Source organism: Bradyrhizobium sp. 186, from assembly GCF_023101685.1.
GTDB lineage: Bacteria > Pseudomonadota > Alphaproteobacteria > Rhizobiales > Xanthobacteraceae > Bradyrhizobium.
Window position 1 is genome coordinate 4,159,285 of sequence record NZ_CP082164.1, and the last position, 19,820, is coordinate 4,179,104.

The window sequence follows — 19,820 nt, forward strand, 5'->3', positions numbered from 1 at the left end:
GACGGTGAAAATCAATTGCGATAGGATGGATCGGTGCGGTCGAGCTGGCGCATCAGCGCCGGCCATTCGCGTTCGCCGGGCACGAGGATGTCGCCCTGCAATTCCCAGAACTGGCGGGCTGCCTTCTCGCACACCTCGTGCGGCGGTATCACGAGAGTGGCGCCGGCCGCGGCGGCCGCTTGCATCTGAAGCTGGATCCGGGCGGCGCGCTCGAAATAATAGAGCAGCATGAAGGCCTCACCGGGCGTCCGGCCGACGGTGAGGATGCCGTGATTGCGCATCAGCATGACCTTGTGCGGGCCGAGATCCCGCACCAGACGCGCCTGCTCATCGAGATCGATGGCGACGCCTTCGTAGTCGTGGAAGGCCTGCCTGTCGTAGAAGCGCATCGCGAACTGGCTGAGCGGCAACAGGCCCTTCTCCTGCCCAGACACCGCGACGCTCGCGTCGGAATGGGTGTGCAGCACGCAGGCCGCGTCGTGGTTCGACGTGTGGATCGCGGCATGGATGACGAAGGCCGCGACGTTGACGGCGTGCGGTGTGTCGTCGAGCTTGTTGCCGTTGGTATCGATCTTCACCAGGCTCGACGCCGTGATCTCGTCGAACAGCAGCCCGTAGGGATTGAGGAGGAACTGATCGTCGTGGCCGGGAACGCGCAAGGAGATGTGATTGTAGATCAGGTCGTCCATCCCGAGCTTTGCGACCATGCGATAGCAGGCCGCAAGCTTGACCCGGGCATCCCATTCGGCTGGCTCGATCCCGTGCGCCGCGGCGTGTGGCTCTCTTGCTGACATCGCGTTCACTGCGTCTTCTCCTGCGCGGTGGAGGATTGGAATGATTTCATGCTTTCCTCCTCGATCGCATCCAGCAGCGTGCGCTTGAGGCGCACGAATTCGGGGGCGGTGACGATCTCGGGCCGGCGCGGGCGGGGGAGATCGACGACCTGTTCGAGCTTCACCGAGCCGGGACGGGCCGTCATGACGAGCACGCGATCGCCGAGGAAGATCGCCTCGTCGACGTCGTGGGTGATGAAAAGAATGGTGCGACGGTATTTCTGCCATACGTCGAGCAGCCAGCGTTGCATCATCGCTCGCGTCAGCGCGTCGAGCGCGCCGAACGGCTCGTCCAGCAGCATCAGGTCGCGTTCGAACAGGAACGTGCGCATCAAGGCCACGCGCTGGCGCATGCCGCCCGACAATTGATTGGGATATTGCTTCTCAAAGCCGGCGAGCCCGAACTCGGGCAGCATCTTCAGTGCCTTGGCGCGCGCCTGATCGCGCGGCATGCCCTCGACCTCGAGCGCGAGAATGGCGTTGTCGACCACGTTCCGCCATGGAAACAGCAGGTCGCGCTGCGGCATGAAGGAGACGCGGCCGAGCAGATCGGCCGCGTGGCAGCTCTTGCCCTCGAAGCGCAGGATGCCGCCGGCGTCCGGCTCTTCCAATCCGGCGACGATGTTGAAGAGCGTGCTCTTGCCGCAGCCGCTCGGGCCGACGACGGTGACGAACTCGCCGGGGGCGATGTTCGCCTGAAGTCCCGACAGCGCGGCGACGGGGCCGAAGGTCTTGGTCACCGCACGTAGTTCAAGCAGCGGCTCAGGCTTCGGGTGCGCCTGCGGGGCTTTGGTGGTCGGTCCGGGATTGGGAAGGCGGGCAGCCTGCACCGGGATTGTCCTTGTATAATGGCAACGGTCATTCGCATACGAAAGCAGACCGCGTCGAAATCTCTTAGCAACTCGTGTGCCAGCGCGATTTTCCCGAAAATCAGGCATAAGACTTGCGAGAAGAGGTCCGGCGTTGTGCGCTTCTCGGAAGAAAACTCGCTCTTTCGCTGGAAGATCGGTGTCATTTTGTATACGTATATTGATATCGGAGAAACATAATGGCGGCCGCAAGTGCACACAGCGGAGGCAGGCGCGTGAAAAATGGGCACGAATCCTTGATGGCAAGCCCCGGCATGACGCTCGCCGAGAGCTTGCGCCAGAAGCTTGAAGGCGCGATCGCGGCAGGCCATCTCGAGCCGGGCAGCCGGCTTGACGAGCAGGAGATCGCCCAGCGTTTCGGCGTCTCGCGCACACCGGTGCGGGAGGCGTTCCGTCTGATGGCCGCCAACCATCTGGTCGAACTGCGCGGGCGACAGGGAGCAACGGTTCGCAGCATCAAGGCCCAGGCGCTGATCGAGATGTTCCAGGTCATGGCAGAGCTCGAAGGCCTCTGCGCCCGGCTTGCCGCGCGGCGTGTCTCGCAGGCCTGGGGTAACGAAATTGGGGAGATTCATCAGCGGCTTGTGGCTTCTGGCGATGCTGGCGACATCGACGTCTTCTACGACGTCAATCAGGAGTTCCACGAGGCGATCTACGAGGCCTCGCGCAACGCCTTCCTGGCCGAGCAGACCCGCAAGCTGCGCAATCAGGTGGCGGCGTATCGCCGCCGGGTGACGCGCATGCCGAACCGGATCGCCGATACCGTCCGCGAGCACGAGGCGATCATGCAGGCGATCCTGGCCCACGATCCCGAGCGGGCGCACAGCGCCATGCGCGATCACGTCAACCTGCTCGGCGACAACCTTCTGGACTTCCTGGCCGCCTTCGAATGACCTTCCGGTCGCTTGGTATGCAAATTGCTAGACTTTGCATATCGAGTTTGCATCCTGGAGATCCGGAGTGGACCTTAAGCTAACGAACAAGACCGTTCTGATCACGGGCGCGTCGAAAGGAATTGGACTTGCGGTGGCCGAGCTCTTCGCCGCGGAGGGGGGCCATCTGCATCTGGCCGCCCGCAACGGCGAGGCCATGCTCCAGGCCAAGCGGGAACTGGAAGCCCGCCACGGCGTGAAGATCAGGATCCATGCGCTCGACCTGTCGAGCACAGCTGCGATGGAGAAGCTCGCGGCCGAGGTCGGTGACATCGACATCCTCATCAACAATGCCGGCGATATCCCGGCCGGTTCGCTCGAGGTCCTTGATGACGCTGCGTGGCGGCGCGGCTTCGACCTCAAGGTGTTCGGCTACATCACACTGTCGCGCCTTTATTATCCGCGCATGAAGGGCAAGGACGGCGTCATCATCAATATCATCGGCAATTCCGGCGAGAACTGGGATGCGAGCTACATCGCAGGCAGCACCGGCAATGCGGCGCTGATGTCCTTCACCAAGGCGCTCGGCGGCAGGAGCCTCGATCACGGGGTGCGTGTCGTCGCGGTCAATCCGGGGCCGGTAGCCACCGACCGTATGCTCAAGATCATGAAGCGCAAGGCGATCGACATGCTCGGCGACGAGGGCCGCTGGGAGGAACTGTTCGACAAATACCCGGGCAAGCGGCCCGCGACCTCAGAGGAAGTCGCCGATCTCGTTGCTTTCCTCTCCTCGCCCCGGTCCGGCTATATTACCGGCACCGTGGTGACGATCGACGGCGGCATCGCCGCGCGCGGCTCGGTAATCTGAGGCGTCGATGTCAGGACCTCAATCCGCGGCGCTCCTGCGCAACCGCTATTTCGACGAGCTCTCGGCGACGCCGGGGCTCTACTGGCTCGGCCAGAACACCAACCACGTCGAGAGCCATCCCGCCGTGCGCGAGGCGATGCTGCGCTCGATCGAGGCCGGCGAGTTCAATGCCTATGCTCCGCCGCTCGGCTTCGAGGCGCTGCGCGCCGCGATCGTCGCCGACCTCGGCACGCCCGGTGCAGAGGCGCTGGTGACCGAGGGCGGCGTCAACGCGCTGGCCATGATCTGCCGTGCGCGCTGCAAGCCCGGCACGACGCTGGTGACTACCGATCCGACCTGGAAATGGCCGTGCCTGTTCGCGCGCCAGCAGGGCGCCGAGGTGATCGAGATTCCGATCTATGATCCGGCCTGCAACTACCGCCTGACGCCCGAGGCGCTGAAGGCCCATGTCGACGAGCGCACAGCGATCATCTACCTGGTCGATCCCAACAATCCGCTCGGCATTCGTTACACGCGCGAGGAGATCGAGAGCTTTGCAGCGATCGCGCGGAATTGCGGCGCGTTGCTGGTGCACGACTGCACCTACCGTGATTTTGCCGATGGGCACACGCCTGCTCTTCACGTGGCTCCGGAAGGCTCGGTTGTCTCGACCAGCTTTTCGAAATGGCTGGGCCTTGCGGGTCTGCGGATCGGCGCTCTCATCGCCGCGCCGAACCTGTTCGAAGAGCTGGCGCAGACCTCCACGAGTGTTCTGGGCGCAAGTGTCATTGCCCAGCGTGCGGCGCAGGCGGGGCTTTCGGTCAAGGCCGAATGGATGAAGAAGGTTCGCAGCGCCGACCGGGCCAACAAGGCGATGATCCAGGAGGCGGCTGTCGCGATCGACGGATTGGCACTACCGATCATGCCATCGCACGGCAACTTCCTGGTGCTCGAAACCGTCGCGGCGGGCATCCGCCCCGAGGCGCTGGTCGAATGCTATCGTCGGCAGGGCATCATGATCCGCCAGGGCACTTACCATACGCAGCGTTTCGGCGACCGCTTCGTGAAGATCAGCACCTCCGTGCCTCAGTCCTGGGTCGAGAAGCTCTGTACATTGTTGCCGGAGATGGTTGCGCAGGCGCGCACGCTCAACGACCTGCCGCCGCAATTCTAGGGTGATGCCGATGACGATGATCACGACCAGGGACGGTGTGAAGCTCTACGTGGAGGAGGTCGGCGAGGGCACACCGATCCTCTTCATCCATGAATTCGGCGGCAATCACGCGAGCTGGGAACCGCAGCTCCGCTTTTTCAGCCGGCGCCATCGCTGCATCACCTATGCCGCACGTGGCTATCCGCCATCGGATGTGCCGGAGAGCGTAGAGGCCTATTCGCAGGCGCTTGCTGCGGACGATGCGGTTGCAGTGCTCGATGCGCTGAAGATCGAGAAAGCGCACATCGTCGGTCTCTCGATGGGAGGCTTTTGCACGGTGCATGTCGGTCTGCGTACGCCCGAGCGTGCCTTGTCGTTGACCGTTGCGGGCGCCGGCTATGGCTGCGAGAAGGAGCACGAGGAGTATTTTCGCGGCGTCTCCCTCGAGGTTGCCGATAATTTCGAGAAGCAGGGCGCGAAAGAGTTCTCCAAGATCTATGCGCTCGGCGCGAGCCGGGTGCAGTTCCAGAACAAGGATCCGCGCGGCTGGCGGGAATTTGCCGATCGTCTCGCTACCCATTCCGATCGAGGGGCGGCCAACACCATGCGCGGCGTCCAGGCGCGGCGGCCGTCGTTCTACGATCTCGAGGACAGTCTGAAGAAGATGATGGTGCCGACGCTGGTCGTCGTCGGCGACGAGGACGACCACTGTCTCCAGCCCGGGATCTTCCTCAAGAAGACCATTCCAGCCTGCGGTCTCTCCGTCTTCCCCAAGACCGGCCACACCCTCAATCTGGAAGAGCCGGCGGCGTTCAACGCGCTGCTCGCCGAGTTCATCGCCCAGGTCGAGGCCGGCCGCTGGCTGCCGCGCGATCCGCGTGCGCTGCCGGACCAGATCATGCGCACGAAGTAGCGGATCGATGATGCCCCGACCTCTGATCGATGCCGATCGACTCTGGACCCGCTTGATGGCGCTTGCCGAGATCGGGGCGACGCCCGCCGGCGGGGTCAACCGTCAGGCGCTGAGTGACGGCGAGATCGCCGCATGGCGCCGCGTCATTGGCTGGGCGCTCGAAGCGGGGTTGACGCCGTCGACAGATGCCGCGGGAAACCTGTTTCTGGCGCTGGCGGGCCAAGATCGCGCCGCGCCGCCGCTCTTGCTCGGCAGTCATCTCGATAGCCAGCCGACCGGTGGCAAATTCGACGGTGCGGCCGGCGTGATGGCGGCACTCGAGGCGGCGGTTTCGCTAGCCGAACAAGGCGAGAGGCCGGCGCGCGACGTCATCGTCGTCGCCTGGATGAACGAGGAAGGCTCGCGCTTCGCGCCGGGCATGATGGGCTCGGAGGCCTTTACGGGCGAACGTGACATGGCGGCGATCCGCGCGGCGCGCGATGCAGACGGCGTCAGCGTTGGCGAAGCGCTCGATTGTCTCTTTCGGGCCTTTCCCGATCTGCCGCACAGGCCGCTAGGCTTTGCCGTGGAGAGCTATTTCGAATTGCACATCGAGCAGGGACCGCTGCTGGAGGCGGCCGCCTGCACGATCGGCGTTGTCATCGGCATCCAAGGCAAGAAGACCTTTCAGGTGGTTGTCGAGGGTGCGGAGGGACACGCAGGTACGCTCGCGCAGCAGGAGAGGCGTGATGCGCTCGCGGCCTTTGCGCGCATCGCAACGGCGCTTCATGGTGAGATCGGCACCATCGACACCGACATCAAATTCACGATCGGCCGCCTCTCCGTCCAGCCCAACGCGCCTTCGGTGGTGCCGTCGCGCGTCAGTTTCAGCATCGATCTGCGCCATCCGAACAATTCCGTACTTGACGCGGCGGGTGCGCGCATCGCGGCGCTCTGCGGCCAGCATGCACCGCCGTGCCTGGTTACGGTGACTCCACTGGTCGACGCAGCCTCGAACGAGTTCGATCCGCGCCTGCGCGAGCTGATTGCGCAGGCCGCACGCGACCAGGAATTTTCGGCCATGCGTATCCTGTCGTCTGCCGGTCACGACGCGCGCCATTTGGCCAAAGTCTGTCCGGCGTCGATGATATTCATCCCCTGCCGGGACGGTGCGAGCCATGTGGAGGACGAATGGGCCGAGCCGGCTGATGTCGCCGCCGGCGCGTCTGTCCTGGCGCAGGTGCTGCGAGAGGTTGCGTTCACCAGGCAGTCCTTCGCTGCGGGGCGTGAGGAGGGAGGATGACGGAAATTGCCCGAGAGGACTATCGCGATGCGATGGCACGTCTCGGTGCCGCGGTCAGCATCGTCACGACCGATGGTCCCGCAGGTCGCGCCGGCTTCACTGCGTCCGCCGTCTGCAGTGTTACCGACGATTCTCCGACGCTCCTGGTGTGTATGAACCGCGCATCCTCGGCGTATGTAAGCGTGACGGGCAACAACGTAGTGTGTGTAAACGTGCTATCAGCTCAGCAAGAGCCATTGTCACGGTTGTTCGGCGGCAAGGTGCCCGCCAGGGAACGGTTCGCGGCGGCGGTGTGGTCGACGCTCGAGACGGGTGCCCCCGTTCTCGCCGGCTGTGCGGTTGCCTTCGACTGCCAGATCGCGAATGTCACCACGGTCGGCACGCACGATGTATTGTTCTGCCGCGTTGTGGCACTGCAGACTGGTCCGACGGAGAACCTGATCTACCTTGGCCGCGCCTACCACTCTGTACGGGCGCGCCACAGCTGAGCCTGCCCGCCGGACTTTCGGGCTTCATTATCTTGGTCCATCGGTTTGTGCCGGTTAGCCCAATGTAGGCTGGATGCTCACAGATTGTTGTAGGTTTTGACCAACTGCGCTGACGCTAGACCCTGATTCTTCTCGGCCCATCACTTTTGAACTGCATAGCTTTTCCCTCTCGGTCCCTGATGTTTATTTCAATTGAAGCAGAAGCCCGTTCGGACGAAAGTTAGGAGCGAGCCGCTTTCCCGTGGTTAGGATGAGCCTGCGACTCCGTATGAGACAATTCATTGAAGTCACGGCATTATCGATTTTCCATCGCGCCCATGATGGATTGGAGCGAGAGTCTAATTTTTTCAATGTGTTAGAGGGCGGGCTGTCCACGTTGTGTGCACCGAGAGATCAAAGAAAATCCAGCGACAACCAACGCGGGCTCGAGTGCCATTTCGAAGCAGCGCCACCGCGTGCTTCAGAACTCTGCAGGTGTGTGTCTTCGAACGCTTCCTATGATTAGTCGTTCTAGGACAGTTGGGCGCACGCCGCCGCGATGCGCCGGCAGGCCTCTTCGAGTTCCGCGGTCGAAGTTGCATATGAGATGCGGAAAATACGGTGCGAGGCCAAATGCCGAACCAGGAACGACCGCGACGCCGGCGGTCCGCAGCAGATATTCCGCAAAGGCCGTATCGCTCGCGATGATACCGCCGTCGGGCTCCTTCTTGCCGATCAAGCCCGCACAGCTGGCGAAGGTGTAGAACGCCCCTTCGGGCACGCGGCAGGTAATACCGCTGATCCCGTTCAACGCGGAAACGACGTGATCGCGGCGCGCCTGAAACGACCGACAATGGTCCCGCACGATGTCCTGTGGACCGTTGAGGGCTTCGACAGCCGCGGCCTGGCTGATCGACGATGGGCAGGACGTCGACTGGCACTGAACGACGGCCATGGCACGAATTAGCGCGCTTGGCCCGCCGGCGTAGCCAATGCGCCAGCCGGTCATCGCATAGGCCTTGGAAACACCGTTGACTGTCAGGATGCGGTGACCAATTCGCGGTTCGATGGCGGCCGGTGTGAGAAAGCGGAAATCGTCGTAGACGATATGCTCATAGATGTCGTCGACAATCAGCCAGACGTGCTGGTGTCGCGATAGCACGTCGAACAGCGGCCGATAGTCAGCTTCGCTATAGGCGGCTCCGGTGGGATTCGACGGCGAATTCAGCATAACCCAGCGCGAGCGCGGCGTGATCGCCGCGTCGAGATCACCAGCGGTGAGCCGGAAGCCGTTGGCTTCCGAACATGGCACCAGAACCGGTTTACCTCCTGCAATGAGGACGATGTCGGCGTAGCTCACCCAAAATGGCGTCGGGATGACGACCTCGTCGCCTGGATCGAGCGAAGCCATCATCGCATTGTAGAGAACCTGCTTCGCACCGCTTGAAACCGTGATCTCGTCCTGGGCGAACTTAATGCCATTATCGCGCGCGAACTTGGCGCGGATGGCGGATTTGAGTTCGGGCGTTCCATCGAGCGCAGTGTATTTCGTGGCTCCCGCGCGCATCGCGCGCGCTGCTGCGTCCTTGATGTGGGCCGGAGTGTCGAAATCTGGCTCCCCTGTGCCGAGGATGATGACGTCCTTGCCCTGGCGTCTCAGATCCGTAGCGAGGCCGGTAATCTTCAGGATCTCCGATACCCCGATCGACGAAAGCCGGGAGGCCGGCCGGAAATGCGATGATGTCTGCAGCGGCGCGTTCACGGCGATTTCCGTTCAATCCACGTCGAACTTGACGCCCTGGGCGAGCGGCAGCGTGCTGCCATAATTGATCGTGTTGGTGGCGCGGCGCATGTAGGCCTTCCAGGCATCCGCCCCGGATTCACGGCCGCCGCCAGTTTCCTTCTCGCCGCCGAATGCGCCACCGATCTCGGCGCCCGAGGGGCCGATGTTCACATTGGCGATCCCGCAATCGGAGCCGCGCGCCGACAGGAAGGCTTCAGCCTCGCGCAGATCATTGGTGAAGATCGAAGACGACAGTCCCTGCGGGACAGCATTGTGCAGTTCGATCACGGCATCGAAGTTGCTGTATTTGATGACATAGAGGATCGGCGCAAAAGTCTCGCGCTCGACCGTTCCGGTCTGTCCGTTGATCTCGACCAGCGCGGGGCGGACATAGAACGCCTCGTCGGCGCCTGCGACGGCGACGCGCTCTCCGCCGACAATGGCAGCACCCGAGGCCTTGGCTTCGCTGAGGGCACGTTGCATCGCTTCATAAGCGAGGCCGTCAATGAGAGGGCCAACCAGATTGCCGGTGAGGGGGTTACCGACCGAGACGGACTGATAGACCTTCTTCAGACGCGGCACGAAGCTTTCATAGACGCTCTCGTGAACGAAGAGGCGGCGCAGCGTGGTGCAGCGCTGGCCTGCCGTGCCCATGGCCGCAAAGGCGACGCCGCGCAGCGTTAGGTCGAGATCGGCGGTCGGCGTAACGATCGCCGCGTTGTTGCCGCCGAGCTCCAGAATGGCACGGGCGAAGCGCTGGGCGAGCTTCGGTGCGACGGCACGTCCCATCGCGGTCGAACCGGTTGCCGAGACCAGGGGAACCCTGGCGTTGTTGACGAGGGCCTCACCGATCTCACGTCCTCCGACCAGCACGGCGGATAGCCCATCGGGTGCAGCGCCGCCTTCGGCCTTGAATCGCCCCAGAGCGCGTCCGAACAGCGCGTCCGTTGCCAAAGCCGTGAGAGGTGTCTTTTCCGACGGCTTCCAGACGATGCTGTTGCCGCAGACCAGTGCCAGCGCAGCATTCCATGACCACACCGCGACCGGGAAATTGAATGCCGAGATGATGCCGGTGACACCGAGCGGATGCCAGGTCTCCGCCATCCGGTGCTCGTGGCGCTCCGTGGCGATCGTCAAGCCATAGAGCTGCCGGGAAAGCCCCACGGCGTAGTCGCAAATGTCGATCATCTCCTGGACTTCGCCGAGTCCTTCGGACTCGATCTTGCCGGCCTCGATGGAAACCAACCTTCCGAGGGCGCGCTTGTTGGTGCGCAGCTCCTCGCCAAGCAGCCGCACCAGTTCACCGCGCTTGGGAGCAGGGACCAGACGCCATTCGAGGAATGCCGCGTGAGCCTTTTCGATGGCCGCAGTCGCGCCGGCGGCGTCGACTTCCCTGACATGCGCCACGGTTTCGCCGGTGATCGGGGTTTTAGCGACCAGCGTGCCGCCGGTATAGCTGGCGGGTTCGACACCGAGCTCCACCAAAAGCACGTCGACCTCGGCCTTGAGCGAGAAGTCTTTGGCTTGGGCGGATTGTTTGTCTGACATGAGGACTCTTTCCGAGGGCTCGCGTTGATTTCAGAGGGGCTGCTGTCAGCGATTGGCTTGAGAAGGTTACGATCGTTCTCAGGGGCGGCGCCTTGAAGGTGATGTCCCATCCGCATAGAGGAGGACAATAGCCCGGCGTTTTCAAACGATAGAAGTTCAACAAGTCATTCCAGCGATGAATGACTGGTGGCCAAGGCCAAAGTGGCTGGGGGTTGAGGGCGCGCTGGGAGACCTGACCTCGTCGGGGCAGGACTCCTTCAGCGGTCTGGCGCCGTTTCGGAAAGAAGCCATTCCCGGAAGGCAACAAGTGGCGGATGGGACGCCCGATCCGTCGGCCACACCAGATAGTAGGCCTCGGCGCTTTTCATCGGCAAATCAAGGGCGCGTACCAGCTTGCCGGTGCTCAGCTCCTCCTCGATGAGAAATTCGGGAAGCAGCGCGACGCCCAGCCCGGAAATTGCCGCCTGCGATGCGGTGGCGAACTGGTCCAGCAGCATGCCATGGACGGCATGGGCATCCACGCCGTGCAGCGTCAGCCATTGTTCCCACGCGTCCGGCCGCGTCGTCAGATGCAGCAGCGGAGCTTTTCGCAGGTCGCTTGCTCGCTTGAATCCATATTGGCTTCGCAGCTCGGCACTGCAGGCAGGGATCACGGTCTCCGACCGCAACAACGCCAGTTCACCCCCTTGCCATTCCGGGCGCCCGAAATGGATCGCGGCGTCGACGGGCTCCAGCCTGAAGTCGAAATTCGATAGCCGCGTGACCAGGTTGATAGTGATGCCGGGGTTGCCCGCGAGGAATTTGGGAAGCCGCGGCGCCAGCCATCTGGTGCCGAAGGTCGGAAGGATGGCCAGGGTCAGCGTGCCGCCGGACGGATTGGCGCGCAGATTGAGCGAGGCGGTGCTGATCTTGCGCAGCGCATCACGTATCTCGCGGGCATAGGCGTCGCCACCCACGGTCAGGCGGATGGTCTGCCGTTCGCGATGAAACAGCTCGACCTCGAGCTGCTCTTCCAGCGCCTTGACCTGGCGGCTCACCGCGCCTTGGGTCAGCGACAGCTCTTTGGCGGCGGCCGTGATGCTTCCGGTCCGCGCCGCCGCTTCAAACGCGGACAGCAGAGGCAGCGAAGGCAAAAAGCGGCGGGGGCCCTGCACGTCATTCTCCAGCCGAATGAGGTCTTGACCAAACATCGCTTGGCCCGCTGCTGCCGGCAACGCTAGATTTCCGCCTGGCCTTGCCGTCAGATCTTCGGCATCTCTTCAGCGGTCGGCATCCAACTTGCCGAATTGGAATGAACCAGTCAACGCGCCTCGGAAAACTCGACCTTGCGGGCGGCAACAGACGAGGACGCGGAGACGATGCTAGACAACGCCAGATCCCACGGTCTCTGGGAATTGACCGCACCGCCGGCGCCTGAAACCGCCGGGTTGCTCGGATCGATCAAGGTCGACACCGCCATTGTCGGCGGTGGATATACCGGTCTCTCGGCGGCGCTCCATCTCGCGGAGGCGGGTGCGAACGTCGCATTGCTGGAGGCGGTGGAGATCGGCTTTGGCGGGGCCGGCCGGAACGTCGGCCTGGTCAATGCCGGCATGTGGGTGATGCCGGATGTACTCCCCGACATGCTCGGCGGCGGTTACGGCGAGCGCCTTCTCGAGCTGCTGGGCGACGCGCCGAAGCTGGTGTTCGATCTCATCGACCGTCATGGCATCGAATGCGAGGTCGAGCGCGCCGGCACGCTGCATTGCGCCGTCGGTCCCAAAGGACTGAAGGAACTCGAGCAGCGCGCCGCGCAGTGGAGCCGCCGCGGCGCGCCGGTGGAGTTGTTGAACGCCGCCGACACCGCAGCGAAAATTGGCTCGTCCGCTTACGCCGGATCGCTGTGGGATCGGCGCGCGGGCACGATCCAGCCGCTGGCCTATGTGCGGGGCCTTGCCTGCTGCGCCCTGAACGCTGGCGCGAAGATATTCACCCGCAGCGCGGTTATCTCGGCCGAGCGAGTTGGCGGAAAGTGGAAGCTGCAAACCGCGGATGGTCACGTCATCGCCGATCGCGTCATCGTGGCCACCGATGCCTATGCGACGGGGCCCTGGTCCGAAGTCAAAACGGAGCAGATTTATTTGCCCTATTTCAACTTCGCCACCCAGCCGCTGTCGGACAACATCCGCGCGTCCATCCTTCCCGAACGGCAGGGGGCCTGGGACACCAATGAAGTGCTGAGTTCGTTTCGCTTCGATCGCGCCGGCCGCCTTGTGTTCGGAAGCTGCGGCGCGCTCCGAGGCACCGGTGCCGCGGTCCACCGATCCTGGGCAAAGCGAGCGCTCAAGAAGCTATTCCCGCAAATCGGCGACGTCAGATTTGAAGCCGAGTGGTACGGCCTGATCGGGATGACTGACGATCACCTTCCTCGATTCCATAAGCTCGCTGAGAACGTAATCGGCTTCAGCGGCTACAACGGGCGCGGCATTGCGCCCGGCACGACCTTCGGACGCCTTTTGGCGCTCCATGCGCTCGGACAAGTCGACGAGCAAGATCTGCCGCTTCCGGCCTCGACGCCGACGACGCCCAGCTTCCGCAGCGCCAAAGCGGCCTATTACGAGGTCGGGGCGCAGCTCCTTCATCTGATCCAGGCGCGGCTGTAGATTCCGCCACAGGGTTCCGGAATTCAGAACTGGCACTAAATAATCGTATCGGAAATAAGTTGACGATAGGAAACTTTTGCTCAAGGATGGACCCGCAGTCTGGTCCAAGCCTGATTTTCCTATCCAGGATCCAGACGTCAGCAGGGTAAGGCATGACGGACGGCGCCGTTTACGCTCTGGAGACCCGCGGCCTCAGCCGCGAGTTCGGCGGCTTCTTCGCCGTCAATGGCGTCAACTTCCGGCTTGCCCGCAACAGCATGCACGCCGTGATCGGCCCCAACGGGGCCGGCAAGACCACCCTGTTCAACCTTCTGACGAAATTCCTTCCGCCTTCGGCCGGTACGATCTTGCACGACGGCCATGACGTCACCCGCCTCAGCATGCCGGCGATGGCCAAGCGCAGCGTGGTGCGTTCGTTTCAGATCTCGGCGGTGTTCGCCGGACTGACCGTGCGCGAGAATATCGAGCTCGCGCTGCTGCGCGAGCATGGTCTCGCCTGGAATTTGCTCGGCCGGATTTCGCGTCATCGCAGTGTGCTCGATCGCGCCGATACTCAGCTGGAGCGCTTCGGCTTGTCGGACTGTGCCGGGACGATGGCGGGCAGTCTTTCCTATGGCCGCAAGCGCGTCCTCGAACTGGCGACGACGCTTGCACTGGAGCCAAGCGTGCTGCTGCTCGACGAGCCGATGGCGGGGCTCGGCCACGAAGACATCGGGCGGGTAACGCAATTGATCCGCGAGGCCGGGAAGGGTCGCACGGTATTGCTGGTCGAGCACAACATGAATGTGGTCGCCGAACTCGCCGATACCATCACCGTGATGGTGCGCGGCGAAGTGCTCGCGGAAGGAAGCTATGCAGAAGTCTCCTCGCGCGCCGACGTGATGGCTGCCTATACGGGGCAGGCGCATGGCTGAGAGCCTTAGGGTCGGTAACCTCCAGGCTTGGTACGGCGAGTCCAAGGTCCTGCACGGAATGGATTTCAGCGTCCGCGCCGGCGAGGTGGTGACGCTGCTCGGCCGCAATGGTGCCGGAAAGACCACGACGCTGAAGGCGATCATGGGGCTGCTGGACAAGCGCTCGGGCTCGATCGCGCTCAACGGCAACGAACTCATCGGTGCCGCGCCTTATGTCATCGCGCGCAAGGGCATCGCGTTCTGTCCGGAGGAGCGCGGCATCTTCGCGAGCCTGAGCGTGCGCGAAAACCTGCTGCTGCCGCCGAAAGTCGCTGCCGGCGGCATGACGGTCGCGCAGATATTCGCGCTGTTTCCAAATCTAAAGGAGCGCCTCGACAGCCAGGGAACCAAGCTGTCCGGCGGCGAGCAGCAGATGCTGGCGCTCGGTCGCATTCTGCACACGGGCGCGCGCATCCTGCTGCTCGACGAGCCTACCGAAGGGCTCGCTCCCGTGATCATCCGCCAGATCGGCCAGACGATCACCGAACTGAAGACGCTCGGCTTCACCATCCTGCTGGTCGAGCAGAATGTCGGCTTCGCCGCCGGCCTCGCCGACCGGCACTACATCGTGGAGCTCGGCCGCGTCGTCGAGGAAATTCCGGGCGCTGCGTTCGAAGGCAGGCTCGGTTCGCTCAAAAGCTATCTCGGACTCTAACCGAACAGGCATTATGACCACGATCCTCGGCGTCCCTTCCGCAGTCCTCTATGGCCAGCTCCTGCTCGGGCTGATCAACGGGGCCTTCTACGCCATGCTGAGCCTCGGCCTCGCGGTGATCTTCGGCATGATGAACATCGTGAACTTCGCCCACGGCGCGCAGTACATGATGGGCGCGATGGGCACCTGGCTACTGCTCAATTATCTCGGCGTTGGCTATTGGTGGGCGCTGATCCTGGCGCCGCTTGCGGTCGGTGCGTTCAGCATCGTGATCGAGGTGCTGCTGCTGCGACGCCTCTACAAGCTCGACCATCTCTATGGCATGCTGCTCACCTTCGGACTTGCGCTGATGGTGCAGGGCGCGTTCAGCAACTGGTTCGGTTCTTCGGGCCAGCCCTATACGATTCCGCAGGCGCTGACGGGTGGGCACAATCTCGGTTTCATGTTCCTGCCGAACTATCGGGCCTGGGTGATCGCAGCCTCAGTCGTGGTCTGCCTCGGCACCTGGTACGTCATCGAGCGGACCAAGCTCGGCGCCTATCTGCGCGCCGCGACGGAAAATCCGATGCTGGTTCAGGCCTTTGGTATCCGCGTCCCGCGCATGATCACACTGACTTACGGCGCCGGCGTCGCGCTCGCCGCGCTGGCGGGCGTTCTGGCCGCACCGGTTTACCAGGTCAGTCCGCTTATGGGAGCCGATCTGTTGATTGTCGTCTTCGCGGTGGTGGTGATCGGTGGGATGGGGTCGATCATGGGCTCGATCGTGACCGGCTTCCTCGTCGGCGTCATCGAGGGGCTGACGAAGGCTTTCTATCCCGAAGGCTCGACGACGGTCGTCTTCGTGGTGATGGCGGTGGTGCTGCTGATCCGCCCGGCGGGATTGTTCGGATCGAAGCTCGAGGCCGCGCAGGGGCAATCGCCGTCCAGCCTGTCGGTGACCGCGCCGTCAATGCGCACGCAGATGCTGATCTTCCTGGCGCTCGCCGCCTGCCTCGCGGCTGCGCCACTCGTCGTCTATCCAGGCTTCATGATGAAGGCGATGATCTTCGCGCTGTTCGCCTGCGCCTTCAACCTGGTCGCCGGATACGGACGGCTCGTTTCCTTCGGCCACTCGATGTTCCTGGGCTCGGCCGGCTATGTCTGCGGCCATGCCGCCAAGATCTGGGGGCTACCTCCCGAGTTTGCGATCCTGGCCGGGACGGCAACGGCGGCGATGCTTGGCCTCGTCACCGGCTGGCTCGCCATTCGCCGCAGCGGCATCTACTTCGCCATGGTGACGCTCGCCTTCGCGCAGATGATCTATTTCGTCGCGCTGCAGGCGCGCTTTACCGGCGGCGAAGACGGGTTGCAGGCAGTTCCGCGCGGCATGCTGTTCGGCCTGATCGACCTGTCGCGACCTGCAAATCTCTACGCTTTCGTGCTGGCGATATTCCTCGGCGGATTCTTCCTGATCATGCGTCTGGTGGGTTCGCCATTCGGGCGCGTGCTGAAGGCAATCAGCGATCACGACCCGCGCGCCCAGTCACTCGGCTTTGAGACCAACCGCTACAAGCTCGTGGCCTTTGTACTCTCGGCGGCACTGGCGGGGCTTGCGGGTTCGACCAAGGCGATCGTCAGCCAGCTCGCCAGCCTCACCGACGTGCACTGGTCAATGTCGGGCGAAGTGCTGCTGATGACGTTTCTCGGCGGCGTCGGCACGCTCTACGGCCCGCTCGTCGGCGCCTTCATCGTCGTCGCCATGCAGAACTATCTGGCGGCGTTCGGACAATGGGTCACCGTCATTCACGGCCTGATCTTCGTCGTCTGCGTGCTCTCCTTCCGACGCGGCATCGTCGGCGAACTGATCGAGTTCTGGCACCGCCCGCGCCGAGCATCAGTGACGACATCAGCAGTGCTTCGCAAAGTGGCGGTCGCGCCGCAGGAATGAGCCAGGACGTCTCGACAAGGAAGCTTCGCCATCCGGGGAAGCGCTACAGGACTGAACCAGACCCCGCTCGGAAGAGCGGACTGACAACAGGGGGATAGATCATGCCGCAGACGCCTTCCAAACTTCTGCGCGGGATTGCGGCCGCGCTCTGTCTCGGCCCGCTCGCCATCGCCGGCCAGGCTACGGCCCAGGTCAGCGACGATGTCGTCAAGATCGGTGTGCTGACCGATATGTCTGGCCAGTATTCCGACCTGAACGGACCGGGCTCGTTGCTGGCGGCGCAGATGGCGGCTGCCGATTTCGGCGGCAAGGTGCTCGGCAAGCCGATCGAGGTCATCGGCGCCGACCATCAGCAGAAGGCCGACATTGGCGTCGGCATCGCCCGGCGCTGGATCGAGAACGAGAAGGTCGACGCCATCTCTGATGTCACCAATAGCGCCATAGCGCTGGCGGTGCAGCAGCTGACGCGCGAGACCAGCCGGGTGGCGCTGTTCGCGTCGCCCGGCACGACGGATTTGACCGGCAAGCAGTGCTCGCCCACCGGCTTTCACTGGGTCTACGACAATTATTCAAACGCGGTCGGCCCGCTGAAGGCGCTGATCGACAAGGGCAACGACACGTTCTTCATCATCACCGCCGACTTCGCCTTCGGACATTCGCTCGAGAAGATTGCGAGCGAGGCGATCAAGGCGAGCGGCGGCAAGGTGCTCGGCACCGTCCGCCATCCGTTCGGCGCCGCCGATCTCTCGTCTTTCCTGCTCCCGGCGCAGGCATCGAAGGCGAAGGTTATCCTGCTCGCCACCGCCGGCAAGGATATGACGACGGCGATCAAGCAGGCTAACGAGTTCGGCATCATCGCGGGCGGGCAGGCCATCGCCGCGCCGGTCGTGTTCATCACGGATGTCCACGCCCTTGGTCTGCAGACCGCGCAGGGCATCTCGTTTGTCGAAGGCTTCTACTGGGACCAGAACGATGAGACGCGCGCCTTCGCCAAACGCTTCTTCGAGGTGCGCAAAGTGATGCCGACCGCGCCGCAGGCCGGCGTCTATTCCTCGATCCGCCACTATCTCAAGGCGGTCCAGGCTGCCGGGACCGATGAGGCCAAGGCCGTGGCTGCCAAAATGCGCGAACTGCCCGTCGACGACTTCTTTGCCAAGGACGGCAAGGTGCGCGAGGACGGCCGCATGGTCCACAACATGCTGCTAGTCCAGGTCAAGAAACCTTCCGAATCAAAGCAGCCATGGGACTACTATAACGTCGTGGCGACAGTTCCCGGGGAGCAGGCTTTCCAGTCTCTTGCCCAGAGTGAATGCCCGCTCGTCAAGAAGTGAGGCAAAGCCCGGCGGCGCCGCGCCGCCGGGACCGCACATACGCAATAAAAAGGGAGAGAACCGCGATGAAGAAGACTGCGACGCGATCGTCGCTGAGGCAGACCGCGGCCGCTGAGGTCGTGCCTGCGCGTTTCTCGGCCGACGTCGCGCCGGCCGAGGGCGACGACGACCTCGGCCACAGACTTAAGCGTGTGCGGATTGACAAGGGGTTGACCTTGAAAGAGGTGAGCGAGCGAACCGGGGTTGCGCGTTCGACCTTGTCGAAGATCGAGAATAGCCAGATGTCGCCGACCTATGACGTGCTCCAGAAGATCACGCGCGGCGTCGCTCTCGACATCGTCGAGCTGTTCGACCAGCGTCGCCAGAATGCGCCATTCGGCCGCCGCAGCGTCACGCGTAGCGGCGAGGGCAAGCCGCACCGGACCGACACCTACGATTACGAGGTGTTGGCGACCGACCTTTCGCAAAAGCATATCCTGCCTTTCAAGGCACGGATCCGGGCGCGCAGCCTGGACGAGTTCCCCGGCTGGGTGCGTCACGAGGGCGAGGAGTTCCTGTGCGTCCTGTCCGGCACCGTCCAGGTGTTCACGGAATTCTACGCCCCCGTCACGCTCGGGGTCGGCGACAGCACCTATTTCGACAGCAAGATGGGCCACGCCGTCGTATCGTTGAGCAAGGAAGATGCCGAGGTCATCTGGATATGTACCGGCATCACCGCGCTCTCATGATTTTGTAGGACAGGAATAACAGCGATGCTGCGCAGCTACTCCGCTGCCGAAGTTCATGCCGCGCTTGGCTACCCCATGCTGATCGAGGCATTGCGCGAGGCTTTCAAGCGCGACGGCGAGCCGATGCCGTTGCGGCAGGCCTACGAGGTCGGCGTCAATGGCTCGCCGGCGCGTCTGTTGACGATGCCGGCCTGGATTCGCGGCGAAGCACTCGGCGTCAAACTCGTCACGGTGTTTCCGCAGAATGCCGAGCGTGGTCTCGGTGCGGTGTCGTCGCTGTATTTCCTGCTCGACGGTGAGACTGGCCAGCCGCGTGCGATGATTGACGGCGAGGCGCTGACCAACCGCCGCACCGCGGCTGCTTCAGCACTCGCATCCGGCTATCTGTCGCGCGCGGACAGCCGCACGCTGCTTATAGTGGGGACCGGCCATCTCACGCCCCAACTCGTCGCCGCCCACCGCGCCGTGCGTCCGATCGAAAAGGTGCTGGTCTGGGGACGCAGTCCTCAGCGCGCGCGGGCCCTGGCCGACGCGCTTGTTCGGCAGGGTATGAACGCAGCTCCGCTGGTCGACCTTGCCGAGGCTTTGTCGCACGCCGATATCGTGAGCTGCGCCACGACCTCGGCCGATCCTTTGGTTAAAGGCGAATGGCTGCGGCCGGGAACCCATCTCGACCTGGTCGGCGCCTTCACGCCGCAGATGCGTGAAAGCGACGATGCTGCCGTTTCGCGCAGCCGGGTCTTCGTCGATACCTATCCCGGCGCGCTCGCCGAAGCGGGAGACCTGCTGCAACCCATCGCCGCCGGAACCTGGAGCGCCGACAGTATCTGCGGCGATCTCCATGAACTGACAAACGGTGCGAAACCGGGCCGCCTTGACGCTGACGAGATCACCCTGTTCAAGTCGGTCGGGGCGGCGATTGAGGATCTCGCGGCCGCGAGCCTGCTGGTGAGCGAGGGCAATCCGAGTTCACACGCGCGGCCTCCTGAACGAGGGTGTGCGGCAACGAAGGCCTAG

At 63.4% G+C, this 19,820-nt stretch carries 17 protein-coding genes and 2 pseudogenes; 14 read left to right on the forward strand and 5 right to left on the reverse strand.

The window, feature by feature from the left end:
* Positions 1 to 11: 11 nt before the first annotated feature.
* Positions 12 to 803 (reverse strand): class II aldolase/adducin family protein, encoded by a 792-nt coding sequence (locus tag IVB18_RS19785; protein ID WP_247990672.1) that lies wholly within the window; start codon positions 801 to 803, stop codon positions 12 to 14.
* The gene (locus IVB18_RS19790; RefSeq protein ID WP_247990673.1) at positions 800 to 1,663 is read right to left on the reverse strand and encodes an ABC transporter ATP-binding protein; all 864 of its coding nucleotides are present in this window, start codon (positions 1,661 to 1,663) and stop codon (positions 800 to 802) included. Before IVB18_RS19790 ends, IVB18_RS19785 begins: the two co-directional genes overlap by 4 nt.
* 254 nt (positions 1,664 to 1,917) lie before the next feature.
* On the opposite strand from IVB18_RS19790, the gene IVB18_RS19795 reads away from it, so the two are divergent.
* The 6 genes from IVB18_RS19795 to IVB18_RS19820 all read left to right on the forward strand — a co-directional run bounded on the left by IVB18_RS19795 (position 1,918) and on the right by IVB18_RS19820 (position 7,257).
* Positions 1,918 to 2,595 (forward strand): GntR family transcriptional regulator, encoded by a 678-nt coding sequence (locus IVB18_RS19795; protein WP_247990674.1) that lies wholly within the window; start codon positions 1,918 to 1,920, stop codon positions 2,593 to 2,595.
* Between the two features lie 67 nt (positions 2,596 to 2,662).
* Positions 2,663 to 3,442 carry an SDR family oxidoreductase gene (locus IVB18_RS19800; protein WP_247990675.1) on the forward strand — a complete coding sequence of 260 codons (780 nt, stop codon included), beginning with the start codon at positions 2,663 to 2,665 and terminating at the stop codon, positions 3,440 to 3,442.
* A gap of 7 nt (positions 3,443 to 3,449) precedes the next feature.
* The gene (locus tag IVB18_RS19805; RefSeq protein ID WP_247990676.1) at positions 3,450 to 4,595 is read left to right on the forward strand and encodes a pyridoxal phosphate-dependent aminotransferase; all 1,146 of its coding nucleotides are present in this window, start codon (positions 3,450 to 3,452) and stop codon (positions 4,593 to 4,595) included.
* Between the two features lie 10 nt (positions 4,596 to 4,605).
* On the forward strand, positions 4,606 to 5,487 hold the full coding sequence (locus IVB18_RS19810; RefSeq protein WP_247990677.1) for an alpha/beta hydrolase: 882 nt from the start codon (positions 4,606 to 4,608) through the stop codon (positions 5,485 to 5,487).
* 10 nt (positions 5,488 to 5,497) lie between these two features.
* Complete coding sequence (locus IVB18_RS19815) at positions 5,498 to 6,769, forward strand: Zn-dependent hydrolase (protein WP_247990678.1); 1,272 nt, start codon at positions 5,498 to 5,500, stop codon at positions 6,767 to 6,769.
* Positions 6,766 to 7,257, forward strand: coding sequence for a flavin reductase (locus IVB18_RS19820; protein ID WP_247990679.1), 492 nt, complete (start codon positions 6,766 to 6,768; stop codon positions 7,255 to 7,257). The genes IVB18_RS19815 and IVB18_RS19820 overlap by 4 nt, the downstream gene beginning before the upstream one ends.
* Positions 7,258 to 7,767: 510 nt before the next feature.
* On the opposite strand, the pseudogene IVB18_RS19825 reads toward IVB18_RS19820, so the two are convergent.
* The 3 genes and pseudogenes from IVB18_RS19825 to IVB18_RS19835 all read right to left on the reverse strand — a co-directional run bounded on the left by IVB18_RS19825 (position 7,768) and on the right by IVB18_RS19835 (position 11,721).
* A pseudogene (locus IVB18_RS19825) lies at positions 7,768 to 9,004 on the reverse strand (pyridoxal phosphate-dependent aminotransferase).
* Between the two features lie 6 nt (positions 9,005 to 9,010).
* On the reverse strand, positions 9,011 to 10,567 hold the full coding sequence (locus tag IVB18_RS19830; RefSeq protein WP_247990680.1) for an aldehyde dehydrogenase family protein: 1,557 nt from the start codon (positions 10,565 to 10,567) through the stop codon (positions 9,011 to 9,013).
* Positions 10,568 to 10,824: 257 nt separating this feature from the next.
* Positions 10,825 to 11,721, reverse strand: coding sequence for a LysR substrate-binding domain-containing protein (locus IVB18_RS19835; protein WP_247991676.1), 897 nt, complete (start codon positions 11,719 to 11,721; stop codon positions 10,825 to 10,827).
* Positions 11,722 to 11,925: 204 nt separating this feature from the next.
* Between IVB18_RS19835 and IVB18_RS19840 the strand changes: the two genes are divergently transcribed.
* The 8 genes and pseudogenes from IVB18_RS19840 to IVB18_RS19870 all read left to right on the forward strand — a co-directional run bounded on the left by IVB18_RS19840 (position 11,926) and on the right by IVB18_RS19870 (position 19,820).
* Positions 11,926 to 13,209, forward strand: coding sequence for an FAD-binding oxidoreductase (locus IVB18_RS19840; RefSeq protein ID WP_247990681.1), 1,284 nt, complete (start codon positions 11,926 to 11,928; stop codon positions 13,207 to 13,209).
* Positions 13,210 to 13,361: 152 nt separating this feature from the next.
* A complete protein-coding gene (locus IVB18_RS19845) occupies positions 13,362 to 14,123 on the forward strand; it encodes an ABC transporter ATP-binding protein (protein WP_247990682.1) in 762 nt (253 codons plus the stop codon).
* Complete coding sequence (locus tag IVB18_RS19850; protein WP_247990683.1) at positions 14,116 to 14,817, forward strand: ABC transporter ATP-binding protein; 702 nt, start codon at positions 14,116 to 14,118, stop codon at positions 14,815 to 14,817. Before IVB18_RS19845 ends, IVB18_RS19850 begins: the two co-directional genes overlap by 8 nt.
* Positions 14,818 to 14,830: 13 nt before the next feature.
* Positions 14,831 to 15,706 (forward strand): annotated as a pseudogene (locus IVB18_RS51950) (branched-chain amino acid ABC transporter permease); the annotation flags it as partial.
* Positions 15,707 to 15,847: 141 nt separating this feature from the next.
* Complete coding sequence (locus IVB18_RS51955; protein ID WP_346732669.1) at positions 15,848 to 16,744, forward strand: branched-chain amino acid ABC transporter permease; 897 nt, start codon at positions 15,848 to 15,850, stop codon at positions 16,742 to 16,744.
* A gap of 101 nt (positions 16,745 to 16,845) precedes the next feature.
* On the forward strand, positions 16,846 to 18,075 hold the full coding sequence (locus IVB18_RS19860; protein WP_247990685.1) for an ABC transporter substrate-binding protein: 1,230 nt from the start codon (positions 16,846 to 16,848) through the stop codon (positions 18,073 to 18,075).
* Positions 18,076 to 18,140: 65 nt separating this feature from the next.
* Entirely contained in the window at positions 18,141 to 18,803 is a 663-nt protein-coding gene (locus IVB18_RS19865; protein ID WP_247990686.1) for an XRE family transcriptional regulator, read from the forward strand.
* Positions 18,804 to 18,827: 24 nt separating this feature from the next.
* Positions 18,828 to 19,820, forward strand: coding sequence for an ornithine cyclodeaminase family protein (locus IVB18_RS19870; RefSeq protein WP_346732644.1), 993 nt, complete (start codon positions 18,828 to 18,830; stop codon positions 19,818 to 19,820).

Bases quoted from the DNA above. Each gene is read 5' to 3' on its own strand.
- IVB18_RS19805 (WP_247990676.1), top strand. From the start codon at position 3,450: ATGTCAGGACCTCAATCCGCGGCGCTCCTGCGCAACCGCTATTTCGAC.
- IVB18_RS19810 (WP_247990677.1), top strand. From the start codon at position 4,606: ATGACGATGATCACGACCAGGGACGGTGTGAAGCTCTACGTGGAGGAG.
- IVB18_RS19815 (WP_247990678.1), top strand. From the start codon at position 5,498: ATGCCCCGACCTCTGATCGATGCCGATCGACTCTGGACCCGCTTGATG.
- IVB18_RS19820 (WP_247990679.1), top strand. From the start codon at position 6,766: ATGACGGAAATTGCCCGAGAGGACTATCGCGATGCGATGGCACGTCTC.
- IVB18_RS19830 (WP_247990680.1), bottom strand. From the start codon at position 10,567: ATGTCAGACAAACAATCCGCCCAAGCCAAAGACTTCTCGCTCAAGGCC.
- IVB18_RS19840 (WP_247990681.1), top strand. From the start codon at position 11,926: ATGCTAGACAACGCCAGATCCCACGGTCTCTGGGAATTGACCGCACCG.
- IVB18_RS19845 (WP_247990682.1), top strand. From the start codon at position 13,362: ATGACGGACGGCGCCGTTTACGCTCTGGAGACCCGCGGCCTCAGCCGC.
- IVB18_RS19850 (WP_247990683.1), top strand. From the start codon at position 14,116: ATGGCTGAGAGCCTTAGGGTCGGTAACCTCCAGGCTTGGTACGGCGAG.
- IVB18_RS51955 (WP_346732669.1), top strand. From the start codon at position 15,848: ATGAAGGCGATGATCTTCGCGCTGTTCGCCTGCGCCTTCAACCTGGTC.
- IVB18_RS19860 (WP_247990685.1), top strand. From the start codon at position 16,846: ATGCCGCAGACGCCTTCCAAACTTCTGCGCGGGATTGCGGCCGCGCTC.
- IVB18_RS19865 (WP_247990686.1), top strand. From the start codon at position 18,141: ATGAAGAAGACTGCGACGCGATCGTCGCTGAGGCAGACCGCGGCCGCT.
- IVB18_RS19870 (WP_346732644.1), top strand. From the start codon at position 18,828: ATGCTGCGCAGCTACTCCGCTGCCGAAGTTCATGCCGCGCTTGGCTAC.